This is a genomic window from Brucella oryzae (genome assembly GCF_041929965.1).
Classification (GTDB): Bacteria; Pseudomonadota; Alphaproteobacteria; order Rhizobiales; family Rhizobiaceae; genus Brucella; species Brucella oryzae.
Genome location: NZ_JBHEEO010000009.1, coordinates 82762 through 101758 on the forward strand (window position 1 = coordinate 82762; position 18997 = coordinate 101758).

Below are 18997 nucleotides of genomic sequence, written 5' to 3' on the forward strand. Positions count from 1 at the left end.
TACCAGAAAGGTCGACCTATGAGCCGCCCAGCCAACCCACGAATTCTCGTCACTGGCATCCCGAGCCATTTGACCCGCCTTATCCAGCGCGCGGACAAGGCTCAGGTTTATTATTCCGAAAAGCAGCGGGATTCGGAATCCAAGGATAATTTTATCCAGGAGCTGAAGAACATCAGCAATACGGGTAATTATCTGATTGGAGAAGGCGCCATGACCGCCCTTCTGCCATCCGCCAAGCATGTTCCGTTCTGGCATCTCTATAATTGTGTCAATAACGGAACGGGTCTGGAAGAGATCAACAAGGAATTCGATATCTGCGTCTTCACCTGCGCAAACCTTCTGCGCAAGGGACTTTCAGCGGATGCCGAAGCGCTTGTTCTGTCCAAACTCGACATGCCCGTCGTCATGCTTGGCATCGGCATCCAGAACCGGCCTGATATTGAAGGCGAGGACGGGCTGCCTGTGGGCACGAAGAAATTGCTCGAAGTATTGAAAGGCCGCGAACACTATTTCCTCACGCGCGGCGAGAATGCCGCCGGTTATCTGCGTGATCAGGGCTTTTCCTATGTTCGCCCGGTTGGCTGTCCGTCGCTTTATTTCCGGCCAGACAATATGCGCAAAGCGATCAGCCGTCTGCCGCAAGTGAAGGTAGGTGAGGGGCGTACTGTCTTCACCGGCTATATGGGGGCGGAACTGGAAACCATTGGCGACATGAATGCGCTCAGCTCCGATGACGGGCGCTCGGCCTATGTGGTTCAGGACGAACTTCTGCATTTCGACATGCAGCTTGAGCCGGACGCCAATGGACGCGCCTACGATTCAACCACCGGCGAACTGGTTGGCCCGCTCACCTACAAAGGCTCCGGCGATCTCAAGAAGAAGATCAGCGTTCACGCCTTTCTCGACACCAACCAGTGGCGTGCCTGGTGCTCGACCATGGATTTCTCCTTCGGACGCCGCTTCCACGGCAATGTCATTTCCATGCAGGCCGGTGTGCCGAGCCTGATGGTGGCGGTCGACGATCGCATGCGCGAAATGCTCAATTTCTCCGGTCTGCCGAAGATCGACGCGCGCGATCTAAACGCCGCCAACGACCGGCGTGCTTTTGTGAGCGATCATATTGCGGCGATGAACATTCCCGATGTGATCGAGAAATATTCGGACCGCGAACGCAACTTCCGAAGCGCTCTTTCAGAAATCGGCATTGGATAACTCCCATTCCACGAGCCGTTTTATAACTCCAGCGAAGATGGATCATCATGCGCATAATGATTACCGGCATTCCGTCATATTTGATGCGGACCGTCGAAAGCGTTTCCGGGGCGAGCGTGAAGCATCGCCCCTATTTCGAACCCATCCGCACGAAGAAGGATGTGATCGATCAGGTCAAGAAGATTGCCAATACGGGCAATTATCTCATCGGCGAAGGTGCCGCCAATGCCGTGCGCGGCCACGACGTGACCTATGTTCCGTTCTGGCATCTGGCTAACAGCCTCAAGTCACCCGACACCTATGCGAAGCTCAATGAGAGCTTCGATCTATGCCTGTTCGCCTCGGCCAATCTTTTGCGTCCGGGCTATGCGGCAACGACGGAATCCTTCGTCTTTGAAAAGCTGAATATGCCGATTGTCGTCATGGGTATCGGTATTCAGAAGAAGGAAAACCTCAAGGAAGAGCTACCAGAAGGCACGCGCCGTTTCCTTGAAATTCTGCGCCGCAAGGAAAGCTTCTTCCTGACGCGCGGTCATTTCACGGCGGAATTCCTGAAAGATGCGGGCATGAAATATGTCCGCCCGACCGGCTGTCCGTCGCTCTATTATGCGCCGGATCAGATGAAGCGCTCGCTGAGCCGACTTGCTGATCCAAGCCTTGCGGATGCACAGAAAATCTCCTTCGGCGGCTATCTTGGCAGCGTGGCCGATACGATTGTCGATGCGCATGCGCTGCTCGAAAAGGACAGTGTTGCAAGCTATGTCCTTCAGGATGAAGTAATCGTCTACAATATGAACATGGCCGGCGAAGACCATTCGGAAGCCTATGATCAGGCGGCAAGCCGCATCACCGCGCCTGTCGAATACAAGCATATGGAGAAATGGCAGCGCAAGAATGAGCTGCTGGTGTTCTTTGATACGCACAAATGGCGCAGCTGGATTTCCAGTCAGGATTTCGGTTTGAGCCGCCGCTTCCATGGCACGATCATCGGCATGCAGTCGGGGATTCCGGGGCTGATGATTGCCGTCGATGATCGTATGCGCGAAATGCTGGGATTTGTCGGCTTTCCGCATATCGATGCCAGCGTCTGGAATCGCGAGCCACAGAAAAAGGCTTACCTGCGCGACTTCCTTTCGAAGATTGACGTGCCAGCCGCCATCAATCGCTATTCAGAATGCGAAGCCAATTTCAACGGCGCGTTGAAGGATATCGGTATCCGATGAAACTGACGGTTAGGAGCGCCGGGGGCAGAAAACGGGTAATCGCAGCGCTTTTGGGCGCTGCCATGCTCGGCATCATGCCGATTGGTGCTTTTGCTGACACGCGCTTCGGCGTCAACCGGGTCAATATGGCCTGGTTGCCCGCCGCTGAACGCGAACAGATATTCGACCAGATGGTGAAGAATGGCGTCGTTGCCGTGCGGCTTTCGCTGACGCGGCCCATCGACCAGAGCATCGATGCGGTGCGGCTTGCGCATGAAAAGAAGCTGGCCGTGCTGTTGGAAGTCTCGCTAAATAATGTGGATTTCTATCCGGAAGGTACCAAGCCGCGTTCGGGGCGAGGCCGCATCTGGGACATGTACCGGCTATCGGATATTGATCAGAAACGTTTCCAGACAGCGATTGGTGATGCGCTTCAAAAGATCGATGCGCTTGGGGTGCCTCTCGTTGCCGTGGAACCCGGCAACGAGATCAATTGGGGCGCCTATAATGGTGATCTTGCCATTCTCCCCAACGAAAAGATGAAGACCGCTCGCTCGCTCGACGAGATGGAAGAGCTGCCTCTGGTCGAAAAAGGCGCTGAGAAGTACGTCGAACTTTTGCGAATCGTGCGTGCGGAACTGGCGAAAACCAGATACAGCGCCAAGGCAAAGGTCGTATCTGCGGGCTTGTCCGACATCCCCTTCATCGATGCCGATCGGCGCGGGATAGATACTGTCGACCCAGCCGCCTTTACCGATCTTCTCAAGAAATATGGTCTGGATGGCGCTGCGGACGGCTACGGCATTCACATCTATCCGGGCAGTAGTGGCACGCGGGCCGCACGTGCAAAGCACATCAGCAATGCGCTTTCTTTCTGCGGCGGTGCCGATGGAAAGCCATGCTGGATTACGGAATGGGGTTTTGCCAACAAGTCCAAGACCTGCCCGGCAGATGATAATAATCGCCAGCAATTGGTCGAAAAGGCGCGGGAGCGCTTCCGGCAGATGATGGATAGCGGCCAGATCGCGGCCGCTTATTATTTCGATTGGGATGAGGGAACTTACGGCGTCTGGCGCTGCGGGGCTCTGACCCCGGCAGGCCAGGCCGCAATGGTGACGAAATGAAACTCAAGACTGTAATCATTGGTGGTTCCAATACCGTCATGCTGCCCGGTTATCTGCCGACCCTGCTTTCGACCATGGCGCGGCGCGGAGTCGAGCTGGATATCGTGGCCGATCTCGCGGTCGGCGGTACGACGAGTGCTTTCGGCCTTTACCAACTGAAGATTTTCGAGCAGCTGGAAGACTGCGAATTGCTGCTGATCGAATATGCCATCAATGATGCGTTCGTTTATGGTGATGAACGGCGTCCATTCCGTCATTGGGCACGATTTTACGAGGGAATTATCCGCTACGCACTTGAACGCAATCCGAACCTGCGTATTGCGACGCTCGTATTTGGTGCGCGCAATGGCTCGTTCCTCAATTCCGTTCCATCGATCGATGCGGGCATCAATTATATCTCGCAATGGTATGGCACGATCTGTGCCGATGTCTCACGCATGCTGATGCAGCAATATGGCCGCGATGTCGTGAGCAACCCGGCCTTCTATCTCGATCAGGGCCATTATGCTCGGCCTGTCTCGACAACCATCGTTGCGAATCTGATCGCCGATGTTCTTGAACCAGCCTTGTCGGTTCCACATCGTGCCAAGGCGCTGCCCTTTGCGATTGATCCCGACCATTTCGCCAATGCGCGAGCTTTGAGCGGCGAGCAACTTTGCAAGCGGCTTGGCCGCGTGCCGGTCCAGTACAGCAATCGCCGCTTTTCGATCTCGGCGCTTGATCTTGGCTTGGACCGAATGCGCTTTGAGGTGGATAACGGGCAGTTGCTGGCGCTTGGCTATGTGTGCGATCCGCGCATTCCGCCGCTCGATGTGGCGATGGGCGGGGAGGTGCATCGCGCTGCGATGATGAAGGGCGGCGTGCGCGATGGAACCTACAAATTTCTCGTTTCGATGTTGAGTTTCGAGTTTCTTTACGGCGCGAAATTGCTGGAGGCTCGCGGAAATGTGGCGCTGACCCTGTCTGGAGCCGAAGAGGGCGTGGAGCATAGGCTGCATGTTCCCAAAGACAGTGCCCACCACGAAGAACTGCCTACCGAACCGGTGCTTCCGATCACCGGCATTCTGTTTTCCGGCAATCTGAAAATCATGTCGCTGGAGAAGAAAACTGCGCTAAACGCGGTTTTGTCCGAAGCGGCCCAGTAGTTCGCTATTCTACAAAGATATTCACACTGGCGGCCCGTCCGGCAGCATCAACCACGGTCAATGTCGAATATCCGGCTCCGTCCGGTTGCCAGTTTGTTGTCCGCCTCCGCTCAATTTCAGCGATGGGTTTACCATTGGCAAGCCAGCGAAACGGTGCGCGTCCGCCTTGTAATTTCAGCACGAGCGGCGATGCATTATCGGTCAGGGCTTTCAGTTCGACATGCGCGCCATCCGGTGGGAATACGATGCGCGGCGCTGGCTCAATCGAAGCCTTAAGAACCGGCAGAGGATCGTTTGCCGACGAAAACCGTATCTGCGTCACAGGAAGATCGGCGCGCGCTGTGCGAAACGCGCCAGCAGGCGCACGCGGTAGCGGAACGGACGCAACGCCTGACCGTACAAAGGCTTCAAACAGGATGGGAGCCGCCGAGACATAGCCGGCCAGCCCCGGCACCGAGCCGCCATCGGCACGCCCGACCCAGACACCCAGCACATAACGCCCGTCATAACCGACCGACCAAGCATCACGATATCCATAGGAGGTGCCGGTCTTGTAAGCGAGGCCGAGGCGTTTCGCGCCTTGCGGCGGCACGACACCAGCCAGAATATCGCCAATCTGCCACGATGCCTGCTCGCTCAGAATAGGAGCCGATGGCTGCACAGGTTCTGAACCTTCGGTGCCGTCACGAAGGGCTGCTCCTCGCCCGCCATTGGCAAGCCCGGTATAAAGCTGCACCAGATCGCGCAGGGTGATGCCCGCGCCGCCAAGCCCGATGGCAAGCCCCGGCGCTTCGCCTTTCGGCAATTGCAGGTTGACGCCAACCTGGCGAATGCGCGTGGTTAGCCGTGCAGGACCAATTGCATCAAGCAGGCTGATGGTCGGCACATTCAGCGACATTTGCAGCGCCTGGCGGATGCTGACATCGCCCTGATAGCTCATATCGAAATTGCGCGGACGATAGCCTGCAAAATCCTGCGGGCGGTCCTCGATGATGGTTTCCTGCGCAATCAGTCCCTGCTCGAAGGCCAGCCCATAGATGAAAGGCTTGAGCGTGGAACCGGGCGAGCGCACGGCGCGGGTCATGTCGATCCAGCCCTGCCGCTTGCCGTCGAAATAATCAGCGGAGCCGACTTCGCCTAAGATATTGCCGTTGCGGCTATCGGCCAGCACCATGGCGACCGATACTTTTGGCCCAAGCTTGGCAGCGGCTTCCCGAGCCACTGCTTCCAGTCCTGCCTGCACCGACTTTTTAAGCGTCAGTTGATGCCGGGCCTCGGTCGGCGCCTGCTTCAATGCGAGATCGGCAAAGTGAGCGGCCAATGAAGGCAGGGGATGACGCGTAGCGGATATGCGCTCACGCGATGCGCGCTCGGCTTCTTCGCTCGTGAACACATCGGACGAAACCATGCGTTTTAAAACACGATCCCGCGCGGCAACTGCGTTCTCCATCTCGCGATCCGGGCGGCGGCGCTCCGGCAATTGCGGCAGAGCCACAAGCAATGCGGCCTCCGATATGGTGAGGCGCAGCGGCTCCTTGCCAAAATAGGCTAATGATGCCGACCGTACACCTTCCAGATTGCCGCCATAGGGGGCGAGCGTCAGATAGCGTTCGAGAATTTCAGACTTGCTCAGCCGTCGTTCGATCTGGATCGCACGCGCCAGCTGCCGGAACTTGGAGCTGAAGCTGCGGCTTTCGCGCGGCTCGATCAGACGGGCAAGCTGCATGGAAAGCGTCGAGCCGCCCGACACGATGCGGCCACTGCCTGCAAGCTGGTAAGCGGCGCGCAACAGCGCCCTGAAATCGATGCCGCCATGATCGTAAAAACGCTTGTCCTCATAGGCGATCAGCATTTTCACGAATTTCGGATCGACATCTTCAATGCGGGTATTCAAGCGCCAATAGCCGTCCGGCGTTGCATAGGCACGCAGCAAAGCGCCGTCACGATCCATGACTTCGGTGGAAATGGTCAGCCGTTCCGGCAAAGGCGGAGGATAAGCGCGGTCGAGCCAGTCAAGCCCAGCGACCGTTCCTACAGCGGCGATGCCGAGAAACGCGGCACCGCCAATCGTTATTTTCCACCGCCTTTTCATTCGTCTGGCCGCGCTATGGCGCGGCCACCTCCATCATGCCCGTTGCCGTGCGCGCTGCAAATTGCGGACGATACATGTCCTCAACAGTTGCTGCCGGATGCGTGTAAAGACCGGGCGTCACCGCACGCACCACATAAGCGAGCGTGATCGGCTTCTTCTCGCCTGCAGAGCGGTCGAAAGCGGCCACAAAACGATCATTGCGGAATTCGAGATGCGCTGCCTGTGTGCTTTCAAGCCATGGGAAATTGCCAAGATCGGCACTGGAAACAAGGCCCGGATTATCGATCTCGAAACCAGCTGGCAGCAGATCGGTCACAAGCAGACGCGATTGCCATTCCTGCAGATCGTCGATTTTGAGAACAACCACATAGCGCTCATTCTGGTTGACGCCTGTGACATTGGCCAGCTCGCCATCAAGCGTATAATAGGTGCGCTCGATGTTGAAACCTTCTCCACCCGCAGGCAGTGACTGTGCGGGCGGCGCCACCGCAGTCACGACCGCATCGACCGAACCCTGACCCTTATTGGTGACGACCAGCGGCTGTGCTTCAAGGGCTGCGCCATTGAGACGCTCGGAGAACGAGCCTTGATGCGCGGTGCCGTTGATGTCGAGGCTGATCGCGCCATTGTCATCCTGCAGGCCGCGTGCTGCAAGCAGCATCCACGCCTGATCCTGCGTGCTCAAGTAACGCGCCTTTTCACGCTGGAACTTGACCAGCGTAATCAACGACGGCAGCACTTTCGGGGCAGGCTTGGTCTCGGTAGCAAGCGCCAGCATGGCTGCGCCATCACGCAGCGGCGAACCGTAATCGGAACGATTATAGTCAAAGCTTGACTGGCTGGTTGCGAGCTGGAGCGACGAATTGAACACGCGTTCCGAACGAGGCTGGTCGCCATAAAGGGCAAGTGCTGCACCAAGCTGGGCAACGGCCATCGGGCTTGCAAAGTTTTCAAGCTGGGTATCGGCAAAGTAACGCAGATCGCCAACAGAAGCCTTCTTGTTACGTGCCAGAACATAGAGCGCATAGGCAATGTCGTTGCCACGTTCCTTGACGTCGGTGGTATAGCCGAGCGCATTTTGCAGATTGGAAAGTGCGGAGAGCATCGCCTGCTGCGGCACGTCATAGCCCTTTTCGCGGGCACGCGTCAGGAAGTCGGTCACATAGGCGTCCATCCAGAGATCACCCGATCCCGGCGACCAGAGGCCAAACGAACCGCTCGAAGACTGGTTGTTGAGCACGCGGAAGATGGAATCCTGTACGCGCTTTTTAAGTTCTTCCTGACTTTCCAGACCCGCTGCCGCTTCCGTACCTGCCGCCATGTCGCTCAAATATAGCAGCGGCAGTGCGCGGCTGGTGGTCTGCTCTGTGCAGCCATAAGGATAGCGGTCGAGCGCCATCAACAAAGCTGGCACATCAAATGCGGCACTTCGCGTCACACCAACGCTGACAAAAGCACCATCAAGCAGGCTTTCAGACAGAAGGCCGCCATCGACTCTCACACTCCCGCCATTGGCGCCAAGATTGACGACATGACGGCTCGTGATCGGCAGATCGACCGGGCGCACCGGCAATGCCAAAGCCTGCTCAACATTGAGGCCCGCATCATTGGAAAGCCGGATCGTCACGCCACCGGCACCTGTGGCCACAGCATTGAGCGGAACGGTGATCGACTGCCGCTTGCCACCGGTCAGCGCAATGCTTTCAGGATAAGAGCCAACCTCGACACCGAGATTATCGGTGGTTTCAAGGCTCACATGATAATCGCCGTCCGGTGCATCCGTATTGGCAATATCGAAGTGGATATTGGCCTGATCACCGGGGGCCATGAAGCGTGGCAGACCAGCAGTGATGACCACCGGATCGCGGATGATGACATCACTGACCGCATGACCTACGGCCTTCTTGGTCCATGCAACAGCCATTACGCGCGCCGTGCCGTTGAACTGCGGTATGTCGAAGGTGATCGTTGTCTTGCCATCGCTGTCGAGTTCAACCGGACCGGAGAACAGCGCAAGCAGTTTTTCGGTGGGTGGGCTGCCTTCGGCTGCCATATTGCCACCGTCGCCGCCTGTGCGCAGCTTGCCCGTGACACCGAGCGAACCGTCGATCAGGCGACCATACATGTCGCGTATTTCAAGGCCCAGCTGACGCTGGCCGAAGTACCAGTTTTCAGGGTTCGGCGGCTGATAGCGTGTCAGGTTGAGAATGCCGACATCGACCGCCGCGACCATGACATAGGCCTGCTCGCCACCCGCATTTTCAACCGAAACCGGAATGGACAATGTGGAGCGCGGCGCGATCTTTTCAGGCGGGGCGAGCTTGACTGCAAGCTGCTTGTCGGCAGGGTCGACCTTCAGCCATTTAAGACCAATCGCACGCGCAGGCATACGGCTTTCAATAGCCTCACCCGGACGGAACAGCGTTGCCGTAACATAGGCGCCCGCACCCCAATCCTCACCCACCGGAATATCGATGGTCGTGCCACCTTCCGGCACGCTTGCGGTGATTGTCTTGAGCAGCTTTTCCGCACCAATGGTGATGAGCAACTCACCGGCAAAACGCGGGGAGATTTTCAGTTCTGCCGTATCACCCGCCGCATAATGTTCCTTGTCGAACGCGATTTCGAGCCCGTCCGGCGTTTCGGTCGAGGTTGAGCTGACAAACCAGCCCGCATCAAATTCATAGCTTGTGGCCGGACCCGAAGCATCAGCGGATTCGATTTCCAGACGGTAACGGCCCCAATCGACCGGCAGACTGATTTCAGCTTCGCTATCGGTTGCAAGGTCGATCTTGCCGTTGGCAATCGCCTTGGTGAAAGTCACTGGTTCGTAGTTCCAGCTGTTGCCACTGCGATACCACTGATAATTACGCTCGATCTTGACCAGCGACCATTGTGCGCCATCAAGCGCCTTGCGATCCCCCTTGCTGTCAGAGGCGATCAGGCTGAACTTTGCAGTGCCGCCCTGCGGAACTTCATCGCCAGCGAAATTCGGGCGAATGCCGATGAGATCGGTTTCCGGCTGAATGGCAACATCGATCTTACGCTCAACCGCACGACCGCCGGTTTCGCGCATACGAACGGTCACGGCTGCATTTACGAGGCGCGTTGTTGACGGCATTTCATCGATTGTAACCGGGAAAGTCGCCTTGCCGTTGTCATCGACTTTTGACAGGCCATCGAGCGGCAGGCGTGTGGCTTCGCCCTGTTCTTCATCGGCGAGGCCGAAATAATACCCCTTAAAGCGGTCCCACTGACGCTTGGTCGAAAGCGTGACTTCGCCTTCAAGCGCAAGACCGGCGGCAGGCGCGCCATAGAGGAAACGACCGTCCACGGTGATATTGGCAGTTTCGCCAACAGCGATTTCCGGCTTGTCAGACGTCAGATCGAATTCGATCCGGTCCGGCACGAAATCTTCAACCAGAAACATCTGCGTGGCAATCGCTGGCTGCTTGGGATCAGTATAGACCGAAACATTCCAGGTGCCGCGCATGGCGTTCGACGGCAAGGTCAGGTCGATGGCATGACCACCGGCCAGTTTGCTGTCGGAAACGAGACGGCGATCTTCCACGCCATCGGGACGCGTGAAGATGAAGGTGAGCGGCAGATCATCGATTGCAGTTGCGGTGTCGTCACGCGCAAGCGCGCCTACATGCACAACTTCGCCCGCGCGATAAATGCCGCGCTCTGTCCATGCATAAAGATCAAGCGCTTTCGGCACAGCACGGCCCGTCACACCACGATCGGAAAGATCGAAACCGGCGCGAGCCATATCGAGGAATGTGAAATCCTCATCATGCTGACTTGCCATCAGCACCGCTGGCACCATGCCGTCTGTGCCGCGTGTCAGTCCCGGCGTAAACGTCGCCCGGCCATCGCTGTCGGTGGTCGCTTCGCCCAGCACTTCATTGTTGCGTGCAAGCAGCGTCAGCTTCACGCCTTTAAGCGGCTCTGCGCTTTCCAGCGAACGGGCAAACACATTGATGCCGTCCTGTCCGGTATAGGTCGAAAGGCCGATGTCGGAAACGACAAACCACTGCGTTGCCTTGGTGCCATATTCATCATCGGACTTCTGAACCAGCGGCTCGGCGGTCAGCACATAGACGCCAGGCTTGCGTTCCGGCAGTGCTTCATCAACCGGGAAACTGGTCGTTGCTTCCTTGTTCAGCTCATTGCCTGCAACCTCGATCTCACCCTCCCAGACAGGCGCACCCATCTGATCGGAAACCGTGCTGATATCGTAGCTGTCGAGCTGGCGCAGGAACTGATAGCCGGAGAGAAGCTGTGCCAGCGAACGATCACCGACGCGGTAAAGCTTGGCCTTGGCTGCATCGAGATTGACGCTCACCAGCGGAATGCCGCGGCGTGCCTTGGCTGGCAGCACGAAGCTGTCGCCGGTAAAGCGGACGGATGGCACGCGGTCCCGGACATAGATGGAAAGATTGACCGGTGCTGGCAGTGTTTCACCAATCGCAGCAGGCAGGCCCTGACGGAAGGTCACCGTATAATTGCGGCCATGTTCCAGACCCTCGACGCAGATCTGACGATCCTTGGCTTCAACCGCCTGCGGCGCACCATTGTCGAGTTTGACGAAGCTTGAATAATCGACACCGCTTTTCACCAGTTCTTCCGAGAACTGCGCGCAGATACGCGGCGCGGCGTTGTCGCTATCGACGGTGTTGTCGATGATGCGGAAACCTTTACGGGCTTTCAGGTCTTCATAGGCCGCACGAACGGATGCGGCATTGGCGAGATCGAGGCTCGCTTCATAGGCTTGCAGGGCCGGGCGGGATAGCTCGCGCTTTTCCAGTGCCTGCGCCATGACGGCAAGCGCTTGCGCGCGCTCATCCTTGGTGCGTGAGGTCTGGTAGGCAAACCATGAGGCCGACGTCGCATCGCGCTGGAACTTGGAACGTTCCTGACCATTGGACGGCTCGGTCGCAAGCGCTGACAGCGCATATCCGGCCCAGATTTCGCTTTCGTCCGGCGACATGCTGGCAGCCAGTCGGAATTTTTCCATTGCCGTGCGCGGATCGCCATTCATCCCAGCAGCGCCTGCTTCATTGCGCAGATCGCGCAGGCTGTCAGAGCTTTCAAGGCCGCTGATTTCGCGCTTGAGACGACGGGCTTCATCAACCAGATTGGCGGCAAAGAACGAGATGGCGGGCGGGGCGCCCATATCTTCAGCTTCACGTGCGGCTGCGGATTGCGTTACGACCTTGCCCGCAATGGAGCCCACGGACTGATTGAGCTTGTTGAAATCGGATTTCAAGAAGCACCACTTGACCTTCGGATTATAGGTGAAAGCAAGACATGCATTGTCGCCCAGACAAATGTTCTTACACTGGTCGAGCGAGACATTCTTCTCCGTGCGCAAGTCGAAGCCGAAATAATCGCTATCCTTGGTGATCTCTATTCGTCGGGTTTCGGCAGCGTGTGTGTCGTGCGGAGTTGCCGACAGGCAGGCCGTGACTGCAAAAGCCCATAAAAGTCGGTTGAAACCAATACGCATTTGCATCCCCTCACGTCGACCGGTGCCAATTCTAGTGTTCTATTAGAAAAAGCGAAAAGAATCCGGCTCATGTGAAGCCTCACCGTGACAAACTGTCAAGGCGAATAGGGGATATCTACAACTATTAGGATAATTCTAGAGGAAAGTACGTTCTGCGAGATATGCGCATCGCAGAACGTGCCCGGTACTTCAGATGACACCGCCATTGGCACGCAATGTCTGGCCATTCACCCAGCCGCCATCCGGTCCGGCCAGAAATGCGACCACTCCAGCAATATCTTCCGGGGTGCCCAAACGTTCGAGCGGACTCATCTTGGCCATGCGCGCGACCAGTTCTTCAGACTTGCCGTTCAGAAAAAGATCTGTGGCAGTGGGGCCGGGTGCAACGGCATTGACGGTTATGTTTCGTCCGCGCATTTCCTTGGCCATGATTGCTGTCAGCGTTTCAACTGCGGCCTTGGTCGCGGTATAGACACCATAGTTTTCGAGTTTTAAGCCGACGACAGTGGTGGAAAAATTGATGATACGCCCATTGTCACAAAGGCGTTTTCCAGCCTCCCGCATGGTGTTGAAAGTGCCTTTGAGGTTGATCGAGACGAGGTTGTCGAAATCAGCATCCTCAGTTGTTGTAATAGGCGAGAGTGCCATAATGCCAGCATTATTGACGAGAACATCTACGCCGCCGAAAGCGTCTTCGGTCGCATCGAACATTCTCTTTACTGCGGCAGGATCGGCAACATCAGCCTGTGCTGCTCGCGCAATGCCGCCCGAAGCCTCGATCTTGTTAACGACGGCGTCGGCGAGAGCGGCATTGCCTGCATAGTTGACGATGATAGTAAAACCGTCGTGGCCCAGTCTTTCGGCAATGGCAGCGCCAATGCCGCGCGATGCCCCAGTGACGATGGCAACCTTGTTTTTCATATCGGACATTGTCTGCTCCGTTCCGGTGGTTTGGTTTTGTACAACCCACAGCAAGATCGCACTTTTCTAACGCCGTTTAATCCGGCATTATTTGTCATTACTATCCGAAAGTAGCGAACAATCAGATGGACAGGTTTGATGCAATGCGGGTGTTCACCCGCGTATTGGAACGACGCAGTTTCACTCTGGCGGCGGAAGATCTCGGGATTCCCCGTTCAACGGTTACGGACGCGATCAAGCAGCTTGAAAAGCGCTTGGGCACACAGCTGTTTCTGCGAACCACACGCCATGTCAATCCGACGCTTGACGGTCAGGCATATTATCAGCGTTGCATAGAAATTATCGCCAGTGTTGAAGATGCAGAAGGCGGATTTTCCGGGGCAACACCCAGAGGCTTGCTGCGGGTAGAAGTGCAGGGGACGCTTGCGCGTCATTTTCTCCTGCCGGAATTACCAGCCTTTCTGGAGAAATATCCGGAGATTGAATTCTATATGACTGAAGGGGACCGGTTCGTCGACCTGGTTCGGGAAGGTATTGATTGCGTACTGCGCGTTGGCGCATTGCAGGATAGTGACATGATTGCCCGGCGTGTTACGACTCTGGATGAAGTCACCCTTGCATCCCCTTCTTATATTGCACGATTTGGACATCCAAAACATCCAGATGATCTGTCCGATGGTCATCGGATGATCGGTTTCAGGGCTAGCGGCAGTACAGCGCGCATGCCATTGGAGTTCACGATTGACGGTGCTCTGCGAACTGTCACGATACCGGCCTCGGTTTCAGTCAATGCTGCTGAAAGTTATACTGCGGCGGCCTGTTCGGGGCTCGGCATTATCCAGATACCCCGTTATGATGCGATGAGGTATGTCGCTGATGGAAAATTGGTGCCGATACTCGCTGCCTATCCACCAAGCTCATCAGCTGTATCTGTCGTATATTCGCGTGATCGCCAACTTTCTCCACGCGTCAGGGTGTTCGTTGACTGGCTTGTGGCAATATTCGCTCTTCAGAATAGCTGATGTTGTTAGCCTTTTGTTAATAATCCGGAACAAAACGGTTTTTTACGTGTTAGAATAGAAGATGCAGGATGCACATCGCTACGCACCATGGGAGGGAGGGCAGAGATGAGCAATATTCTATTCTGGACCGCTTTGGTCATTGTGCCCGTGCTTTTGGGTACGGCTTACGCCTATCTACAATCGATCCGACACAGAGACGATTTCTAGAAGTTCAAGCTATCTTCTGTGTTGTTTATCTGACTTGGTTAAATCCAAAGTCGATGAATTTGGCTGTGAGAATGTTGCACCCACTCAAGAGTGATTCCTTACTAATTTTGAGATGCAATCAATTTAAATCTCTGTGTCGGGTTGATGCAATGAAGGCAGCAAGCCGGATACACTTTTCCCAGATAAAGTTAATATTCGCCTCAAGTTGCAATCACCATTGATCTGCAATCATAATCTGTTTTTAATATATTATTTCCATTAAAAATTGTAATTTTTATGCGCGCATGCATTCCCCCGTTCAAGGGGGTGTGATGGATTTTGTAATGAAATTAATAGCTTATAGGTCTAAGTATATGTAAAGTTAGTTTACTCAGTGAGAGTGTGTTTCATATTGGAGCAACTGGCAGGGTTGTTTGAATTTTTTGATTATCTTTCTTCTATAGAAGTAGTTTCATTTTTAACGTGATATTTTACGTTGCCTAACGAAAGAAAATGCCCTTCTATTGGTGCAAGCGCCGCATTGTAAAGAGCTGAGGGGTTTCAATGCATTCTCGCGATATCGGCTCGCACGCCATTCGTTTTATGTCGGGCACAGCACTGATATCCTTGGGGGTGGTTTTGCTGCACAGCACTCCTTCCCTGGCTGCATGTCCGTTCTCTCCAACGTTCAGCGATGACACATTCATCTGCGATAGCGGTACATCTTCCGGTGGCCTTACCGATGCCGACGGCAACAACACGTTGCTTCTGCCATCTGGAGGAGCAGGAGCCATAAACGGTGATGTTGTCTTCGGCTCTGGCGGCGATCATGTGGAAGTCCATTCCGGTTCGATTCTGGGAGATGTCGATCAGGGCGACGGTCTTAATAGCTTTCTCATTACGGGCGGACACGTCGCAGGAAATGTCCGTCAGGGAAAGGATATTGACGAATTCCGGATAACGGGCGGCGAGATTGGGTCGCTTAATCAAGGTAATGGTTACGATCACTTTTCCATGTCGGGCGGGCGTATCGTTGATGCCTTTGACGACGGCGATTACGCCGTCATGACGGATGGCCGGATTGGTCGTGTCAATCTCAAACTCGACAACAATTATTTCAACATGTCCGGTGGAACGATTGACCGCAATCTGATTGCCGGCCTCGGAAACGATACAATTATCATTTCGGGAGGCATGATTGGCGGTAATATAAGCATCAGCAGCGGAACCGACAGTGTAACCATGACGGGTGGTACGGTCGCGGGCGATGTCCTGCTCGGTTTCGGTGACGACCAGTTCTCATGGAATGGCGGCGGTATAATCTATGGGAAGATCGACCTCGGACCAGATAACGATACGGCAATTCTCACCAATCTGACGGATGCTAATATCGGCGCGACCAAACAGCTTACCGGCGGCGAGGGGGCCGATGTTCTCACATTCGGTAACGTAAAGACGGGAAAAATTGCCCGTTTCGACAGCTGGGAGACTATCGATCTTACCGATGATACGCGTCTTGTTTTAGATAGCGCTCTTACGTTGGGCGACGCCGGAACAGGAACGGGGGCGCTTAACATCGATAGGACGAGCACGGTTTATGGCGGCGCTGCAAAAGGCAGCGTGAACCCATTCACCCCAGGTCAGCTGGCAAGCGTCTTCAATGCCGGGCGAATTGATCTTACCAACGGCGGAACGAGTACTGTCGACATATTTACGATCAAGGGTAATTATGTCGGGCAGAATGGTCTATTGTTCGTCGATACCGTTCTCGGTTCCGATAATTCCCCTTCTGATAAACTGGTGATCGACACGGGCGCTGCATCAGGCAGTACCAGTATTGCGGTCACGAATGTGGGTGGGACGGGTGCTGCAACGAACGCGGATGGGATCATGGTTGTGCAGGCGCTGAATGGCGGCTCCACCAGCCAGAATGCGTTTTCGCTGAACGGTCGTGCTGCAGCGGGGGCTTACGAGTACTTTCTTTTCAAAGGCGGTGTTACGGCGAACACGGCCGATAACTGGTATCTGCGATCCACTTTGATGCGCGGGAGCGAGCCACCGTCTACGACGGACGGAACTGCCGTCTCACCGCAAGAACCTGAAACGACTGCGCCGTCACCTGCACTTGAGCAGCCACCAGCAACTTTGCCCGTCGACCCCAATGACGGGAACCCGGACGACACATCAACTCCAGTAACAGAAGATGCCACAGCACCTGCGGCGCCTCCTCCACCAGATTCCGCCGAGGCACCCAACCCTCCAGATAATAGAACGGGACAGCAATATGGGGTTGCACTGCCCTTCGATGAAGCAGTTCCGCCCTCATCTGGGGCAACGCGGGTTCAGGGGGACGTGATCCCGCTCTATCGTGCGGAGGTGCCCGTCTATTCGGCTTTGCCACCGGTTGCGCATCATCTTGCGCTTTCTACTCTAGGCACCTTTCACGAGCGTCGCGGTGAACAGGACTTGCTTGAGACGGCCGGATATCTGCCTGCCAGCTGGGCTAGAGTTTTCGGACAAGACACCGACATGAAATGGAAAGGTACGGTCGCCCCAGGACTTGATGGAAAGCTATTTAGTATTCAGGCTGGACAGGATATCCTGGGTCGTGAGACGAATGGCGGACATTTTGACCGTCTCGGCCTGTTTTTCGGTTATGCGCGTGCGACCGGGGACGTCACTGGGCAAGCACTTGGCTGGAACGATCTCGCTGTCGGTGATCTCGAAGTTACGGGTACGAGTTTCGGCGGATATTGGACGCATATAGGACCTCAAGGCTGGTATCTCGACGCCATACTGATGGGAACGTGGTTCGGTGGTGATGCGACCTCGAATGGTGGCCAGAGTATCGACCTCGACGGACATGGGGTTACGGCTTCGCTTGAAGGGGGCTATCCTATCTCTCTGAGCGAAAGCTGGACACTGGAGCCTCAGGCGCAGTTGATCTGGCGGCGCCTCTCGCTTGACGATCAGGCTGATCGCTATTCTTCGGTAGAGTTCGATACAAATAAAGCGTGGACGGGGCGGGCTGGATTCAGACTGCAAGGCAAACAGGAAACATCGATCGGAAAACTGCGGCCGTACTTGAAAGCCAATCTCTGGCATAATTTCTCTTCAGACCAGACCGTGCGTTTTGCTACCGATCCGATTGTAACCGATCTCAAAGGCACTTCGCTGGAAGTGGGTGGCGGGCTGACTTTGGATATTACTGAAAAGGCTAGCCTGTTTGCGACAGCGGATTACACAACCAATCTCGGTGGCGAACGCAACCGGATATGGGAAGGTAATCTGGGGCTGAACATAAAATGGTGAAGGCAATGGCGGTCGAGTCGATCGCTATATTTTCAGAGGAGGGAACAACGGTAATGGGTAGACGTGCATATGAAAGACTCGCGAAAATCTGTGCATCCCTAAACACTTCCGAGCAAGAGCTGGCCTATTCTCTTGGTATCTCGCGAGTTGCGTTGAAATCTATAAATCGCGCTGACGCACCTCTTTATTTACGATTGGCATTAGCCGCGCTTGTATCTGAAATGAATCCGGATGAGGTGTTGGACTCCAAACGAGAGAATTCAGAAATGGAAGCACCTCTACAGCTCTTGTCAGTGAGGTGATCATCAAAAGTTATAGGTTCCAAAGGTGTTGTGGTGGCAAAATCTTTCGCCTTGCTTCTTTTGATTGGACTGTTTTGTTTTCCGCAGATGGCTGCCGCGTCTTGCACGCGAGCAGCCGATGCTGCGGATATCATGACGCAGCGCCAGCTCTCAGCTTTGCGCGCGCTGGAACGTAGCCGCGGTTGCAAAAGTGGCGACGAGCGTGGGGGATTCTTCAACCCATGCCGCGATCTTTCCCAGCGCATCGCAGCAATCCAGCGGCAACTTTCCTCTAGTTCGCTTGCATCGCGTTCATGTGCTGAACAATCGACCAGGCAGACCGCGAAAGTGAAGCTTGATCGACCGAAAGTTATATCGGTTGCGACCAACAACAAACCATGGGTGCCAAACGGCATTAAAGGCGCTTTGACTTACTGCGTTCGTTTGTCGGATGGCTATCTCTTTCCAGCTCCGCATTCGCAGTTTCAGAACTCCGATAATGTGAAGGAAACAATGGCACGATGCCGGTTCATTTGTCAGGGCGAAAACGTTGATCTCTATATTTTGAGTAATCCGAATGGCGAGACGGCTGATATGGTTTCGGTCTCGAGCGGTAAGCCTTATGTCGAATTGCCGACGGCCTATAACTATCAGGGAGACGGTGATTTCAAGAAGTGTAACTGGGCCGGATATGTCGGTAAGATCAGCGAACTGCGAGCCAATGATAAACGCGGTCGCGCGTTCAAAGATGTCGTCGTTCCCATGCCGGATACACGCCCGGCCCGTGGTGCCGATGTTAGTGTTTCCGCAACCTCGTTTGCACCCATAACAGATCGTAATGTTCGCGTTGTCGGACCGGCCTTCATTTTTGATGAAGATGTGGGAGACGTGAAACCTGCCACGTATTAATGCTGCTGCAAGCCACGTTCCCAAGGTCAATTTGAATGAGACGTGTCGCGATTGAGACTGAATAGCTTGCTTTCAGTCT

11 protein-coding genes are annotated in these 18997 nt (G+C 55.3%); 7 read left to right on the forward strand and 4 right to left on the reverse strand.

What is annotated here, in order from left to right; genetic code table 11:
- Positions 1 to 18 precede the first annotated feature (18 nt).
- The 4 genes from JNC70_RS11880 to JNC70_RS11895 are packed head-to-tail and all read left to right on the forward strand — an operon-like array spanning position 19 to position 4683.
- On the forward strand, positions 19 to 1212 hold the full coding sequence (locus tag JNC70_RS11880) for a polysaccharide pyruvyl transferase family protein (protein ID WP_104754456.1): 1194 nt from the start codon (positions 19 to 21) through the stop codon (positions 1210 to 1212).
- Between the two features lie 47 nt (positions 1213 to 1259).
- Complete coding sequence (locus JNC70_RS11885) at positions 1260 to 2435, forward strand: polysaccharide pyruvyl transferase family protein (RefSeq protein ID WP_104754457.1); 1176 nt, start codon at positions 1260 to 1262, stop codon at positions 2433 to 2435.
- Positions 2432 to 3538, forward strand: coding sequence for a glycoside hydrolase (locus JNC70_RS11890; protein ID WP_245414717.1), 1107 nt, complete (start codon positions 2432 to 2434; stop codon positions 3536 to 3538). The genes JNC70_RS11885 and JNC70_RS11890 overlap by 4 nt, the downstream gene beginning before the upstream one ends.
- A complete protein-coding gene (locus JNC70_RS11895; protein ID WP_104754458.1) occupies positions 3535 to 4683 on the forward strand; it encodes an SGNH/GDSL hydrolase family protein in 1149 nt (382 codons plus the stop codon). Before JNC70_RS11890 ends, JNC70_RS11895 begins: the two co-directional genes overlap by 4 nt.
- A 4-nt stretch (positions 4684 to 4687) precedes the next feature.
- Here the strand turns inward: JNC70_RS11895 and pbpC are convergent, their stop codons facing one another.
- The 3 genes from pbpC to JNC70_RS11910 form a co-directional block, all read right to left on the reverse strand.
- Positions 4688 to 6775 (reverse strand): penicillin-binding protein 1C, encoded by a 2088-nt coding sequence (gene pbpC, locus JNC70_RS11900; protein WP_104754459.1) that lies wholly within the window; start codon positions 6773 to 6775, stop codon positions 4688 to 4690.
- Positions 6776 to 6788: 13 nt separating this feature from the next.
- The gene (locus JNC70_RS11905) at positions 6789 to 12293 is read right to left on the reverse strand and encodes an alpha-2-macroglobulin family protein (protein WP_104754460.1); all 5505 of its coding nucleotides are present in this window, start codon (positions 12291 to 12293) and stop codon (positions 6789 to 6791) included.
- A 183-nt stretch (positions 12294 to 12476) separates the two neighbouring features.
- On the reverse strand, positions 12477 to 13217 hold the full coding sequence (locus JNC70_RS11910; protein WP_104754461.1) for an SDR family oxidoreductase: 741 nt from the start codon (positions 13215 to 13217) through the stop codon (positions 12477 to 12479).
- A gap of 116 nt (positions 13218 to 13333) precedes the next feature.
- Between JNC70_RS11910 and JNC70_RS11915 the strand changes: the two genes are divergently transcribed.
- Both JNC70_RS11915 and JNC70_RS11920 read left to right on the forward strand, forming a co-directional pair.
- Positions 13334 to 14230, forward strand: a complete 897-nt coding sequence (locus tag JNC70_RS11915; RefSeq protein ID WP_104754462.1) for a LysR family transcriptional regulator — start codon at positions 13334 to 13336, stop codon at positions 14228 to 14230.
- 750 nt (positions 14231 to 14980) lie between these two features.
- Positions 14981 to 17728, forward strand: coding sequence for an autotransporter family protein (locus JNC70_RS11920; protein WP_104754463.1), 2748 nt, complete (start codon positions 14981 to 14983; stop codon positions 17726 to 17728).
- A 184-nt stretch (positions 17729 to 17912) separates the two neighbouring features.
- On the opposite strand, the gene JNC70_RS11925 is transcribed toward JNC70_RS11920, so the two are convergent.
- A complete protein-coding gene (locus JNC70_RS11925) occupies positions 17913 to 18164 on the reverse strand; it encodes a hypothetical protein (RefSeq protein ID WP_245414718.1) in 252 nt (83 codons plus the stop codon).
- Here JNC70_RS11925 and JNC70_RS11930 point away from each other — a divergent pair.
- Positions 18163 to 18918: a DUF2865 domain-containing protein gene (locus JNC70_RS11930; RefSeq protein ID WP_245414719.1), complete on the forward strand. Its 756-nt coding sequence runs from the start codon at positions 18163 to 18165 to the stop codon at positions 18916 to 18918. The genes JNC70_RS11925 and JNC70_RS11930 overlap by 2 nt on opposite strands.
- Positions 18919 to 18997: the final 79 nt, after the last annotated feature.

Coding starts and splice junctions, on each gene's coding strand:
- JNC70_RS11880 (WP_104754456.1), top strand. CDS start 19: ATGAGCCGCCCAGCCAACCCACGAATTCTCGTCACTGGCATCCCGAGC.
- JNC70_RS11885 (WP_104754457.1), top strand. CDS start 1,260: ATGCGCATAATGATTACCGGCATTCCGTCATATTTGATGCGGACCGTC.
- JNC70_RS11890 (WP_245414717.1), top strand. CDS start 2,432: ATGAAACTGACGGTTAGGAGCGCCGGGGGCAGAAAACGGGTAATCGCA.
- JNC70_RS11895 (WP_104754458.1), top strand. CDS start 3,535: ATGAAACTCAAGACTGTAATCATTGGTGGTTCCAATACCGTCATGCTG.
- pbpC (WP_104754459.1), bottom strand. CDS start 6,775: ATGAAAAGGCGGTGGAAAATAACGATTGGCGGTGCCGCGTTTCTCGGC.
- JNC70_RS11905 (WP_104754460.1), bottom strand. CDS start 12,293: ATGCAAATGCGTATTGGTTTCAACCGACTTTTATGGGCTTTTGCAGTC.
- JNC70_RS11910 (WP_104754461.1), bottom strand. CDS start 13,217: ATGTCCGATATGAAAAACAAGGTTGCCATCGTCACTGGGGCATCGCGC.
- JNC70_RS11915 (WP_104754462.1), top strand. CDS start 13,334: ATGGACAGGTTTGATGCAATGCGGGTGTTCACCCGCGTATTGGAACGA.
- JNC70_RS11920 (WP_104754463.1), top strand. CDS start 14,981: ATGCATTCTCGCGATATCGGCTCGCACGCCATTCGTTTTATGTCGGGC.
- JNC70_RS11930 (WP_245414719.1), top strand. CDS start 18,163: ATGACGCAGCGCCAGCTCTCAGCTTTGCGCGCGCTGGAACGTAGCCGC.
- JNC70_RS11925 (WP_245414718.1), bottom strand. CDS start 18,164: ATGATATCCGCAGCATCGGCTGCTCGCGTGCAAGACGCGGCAGCCATC.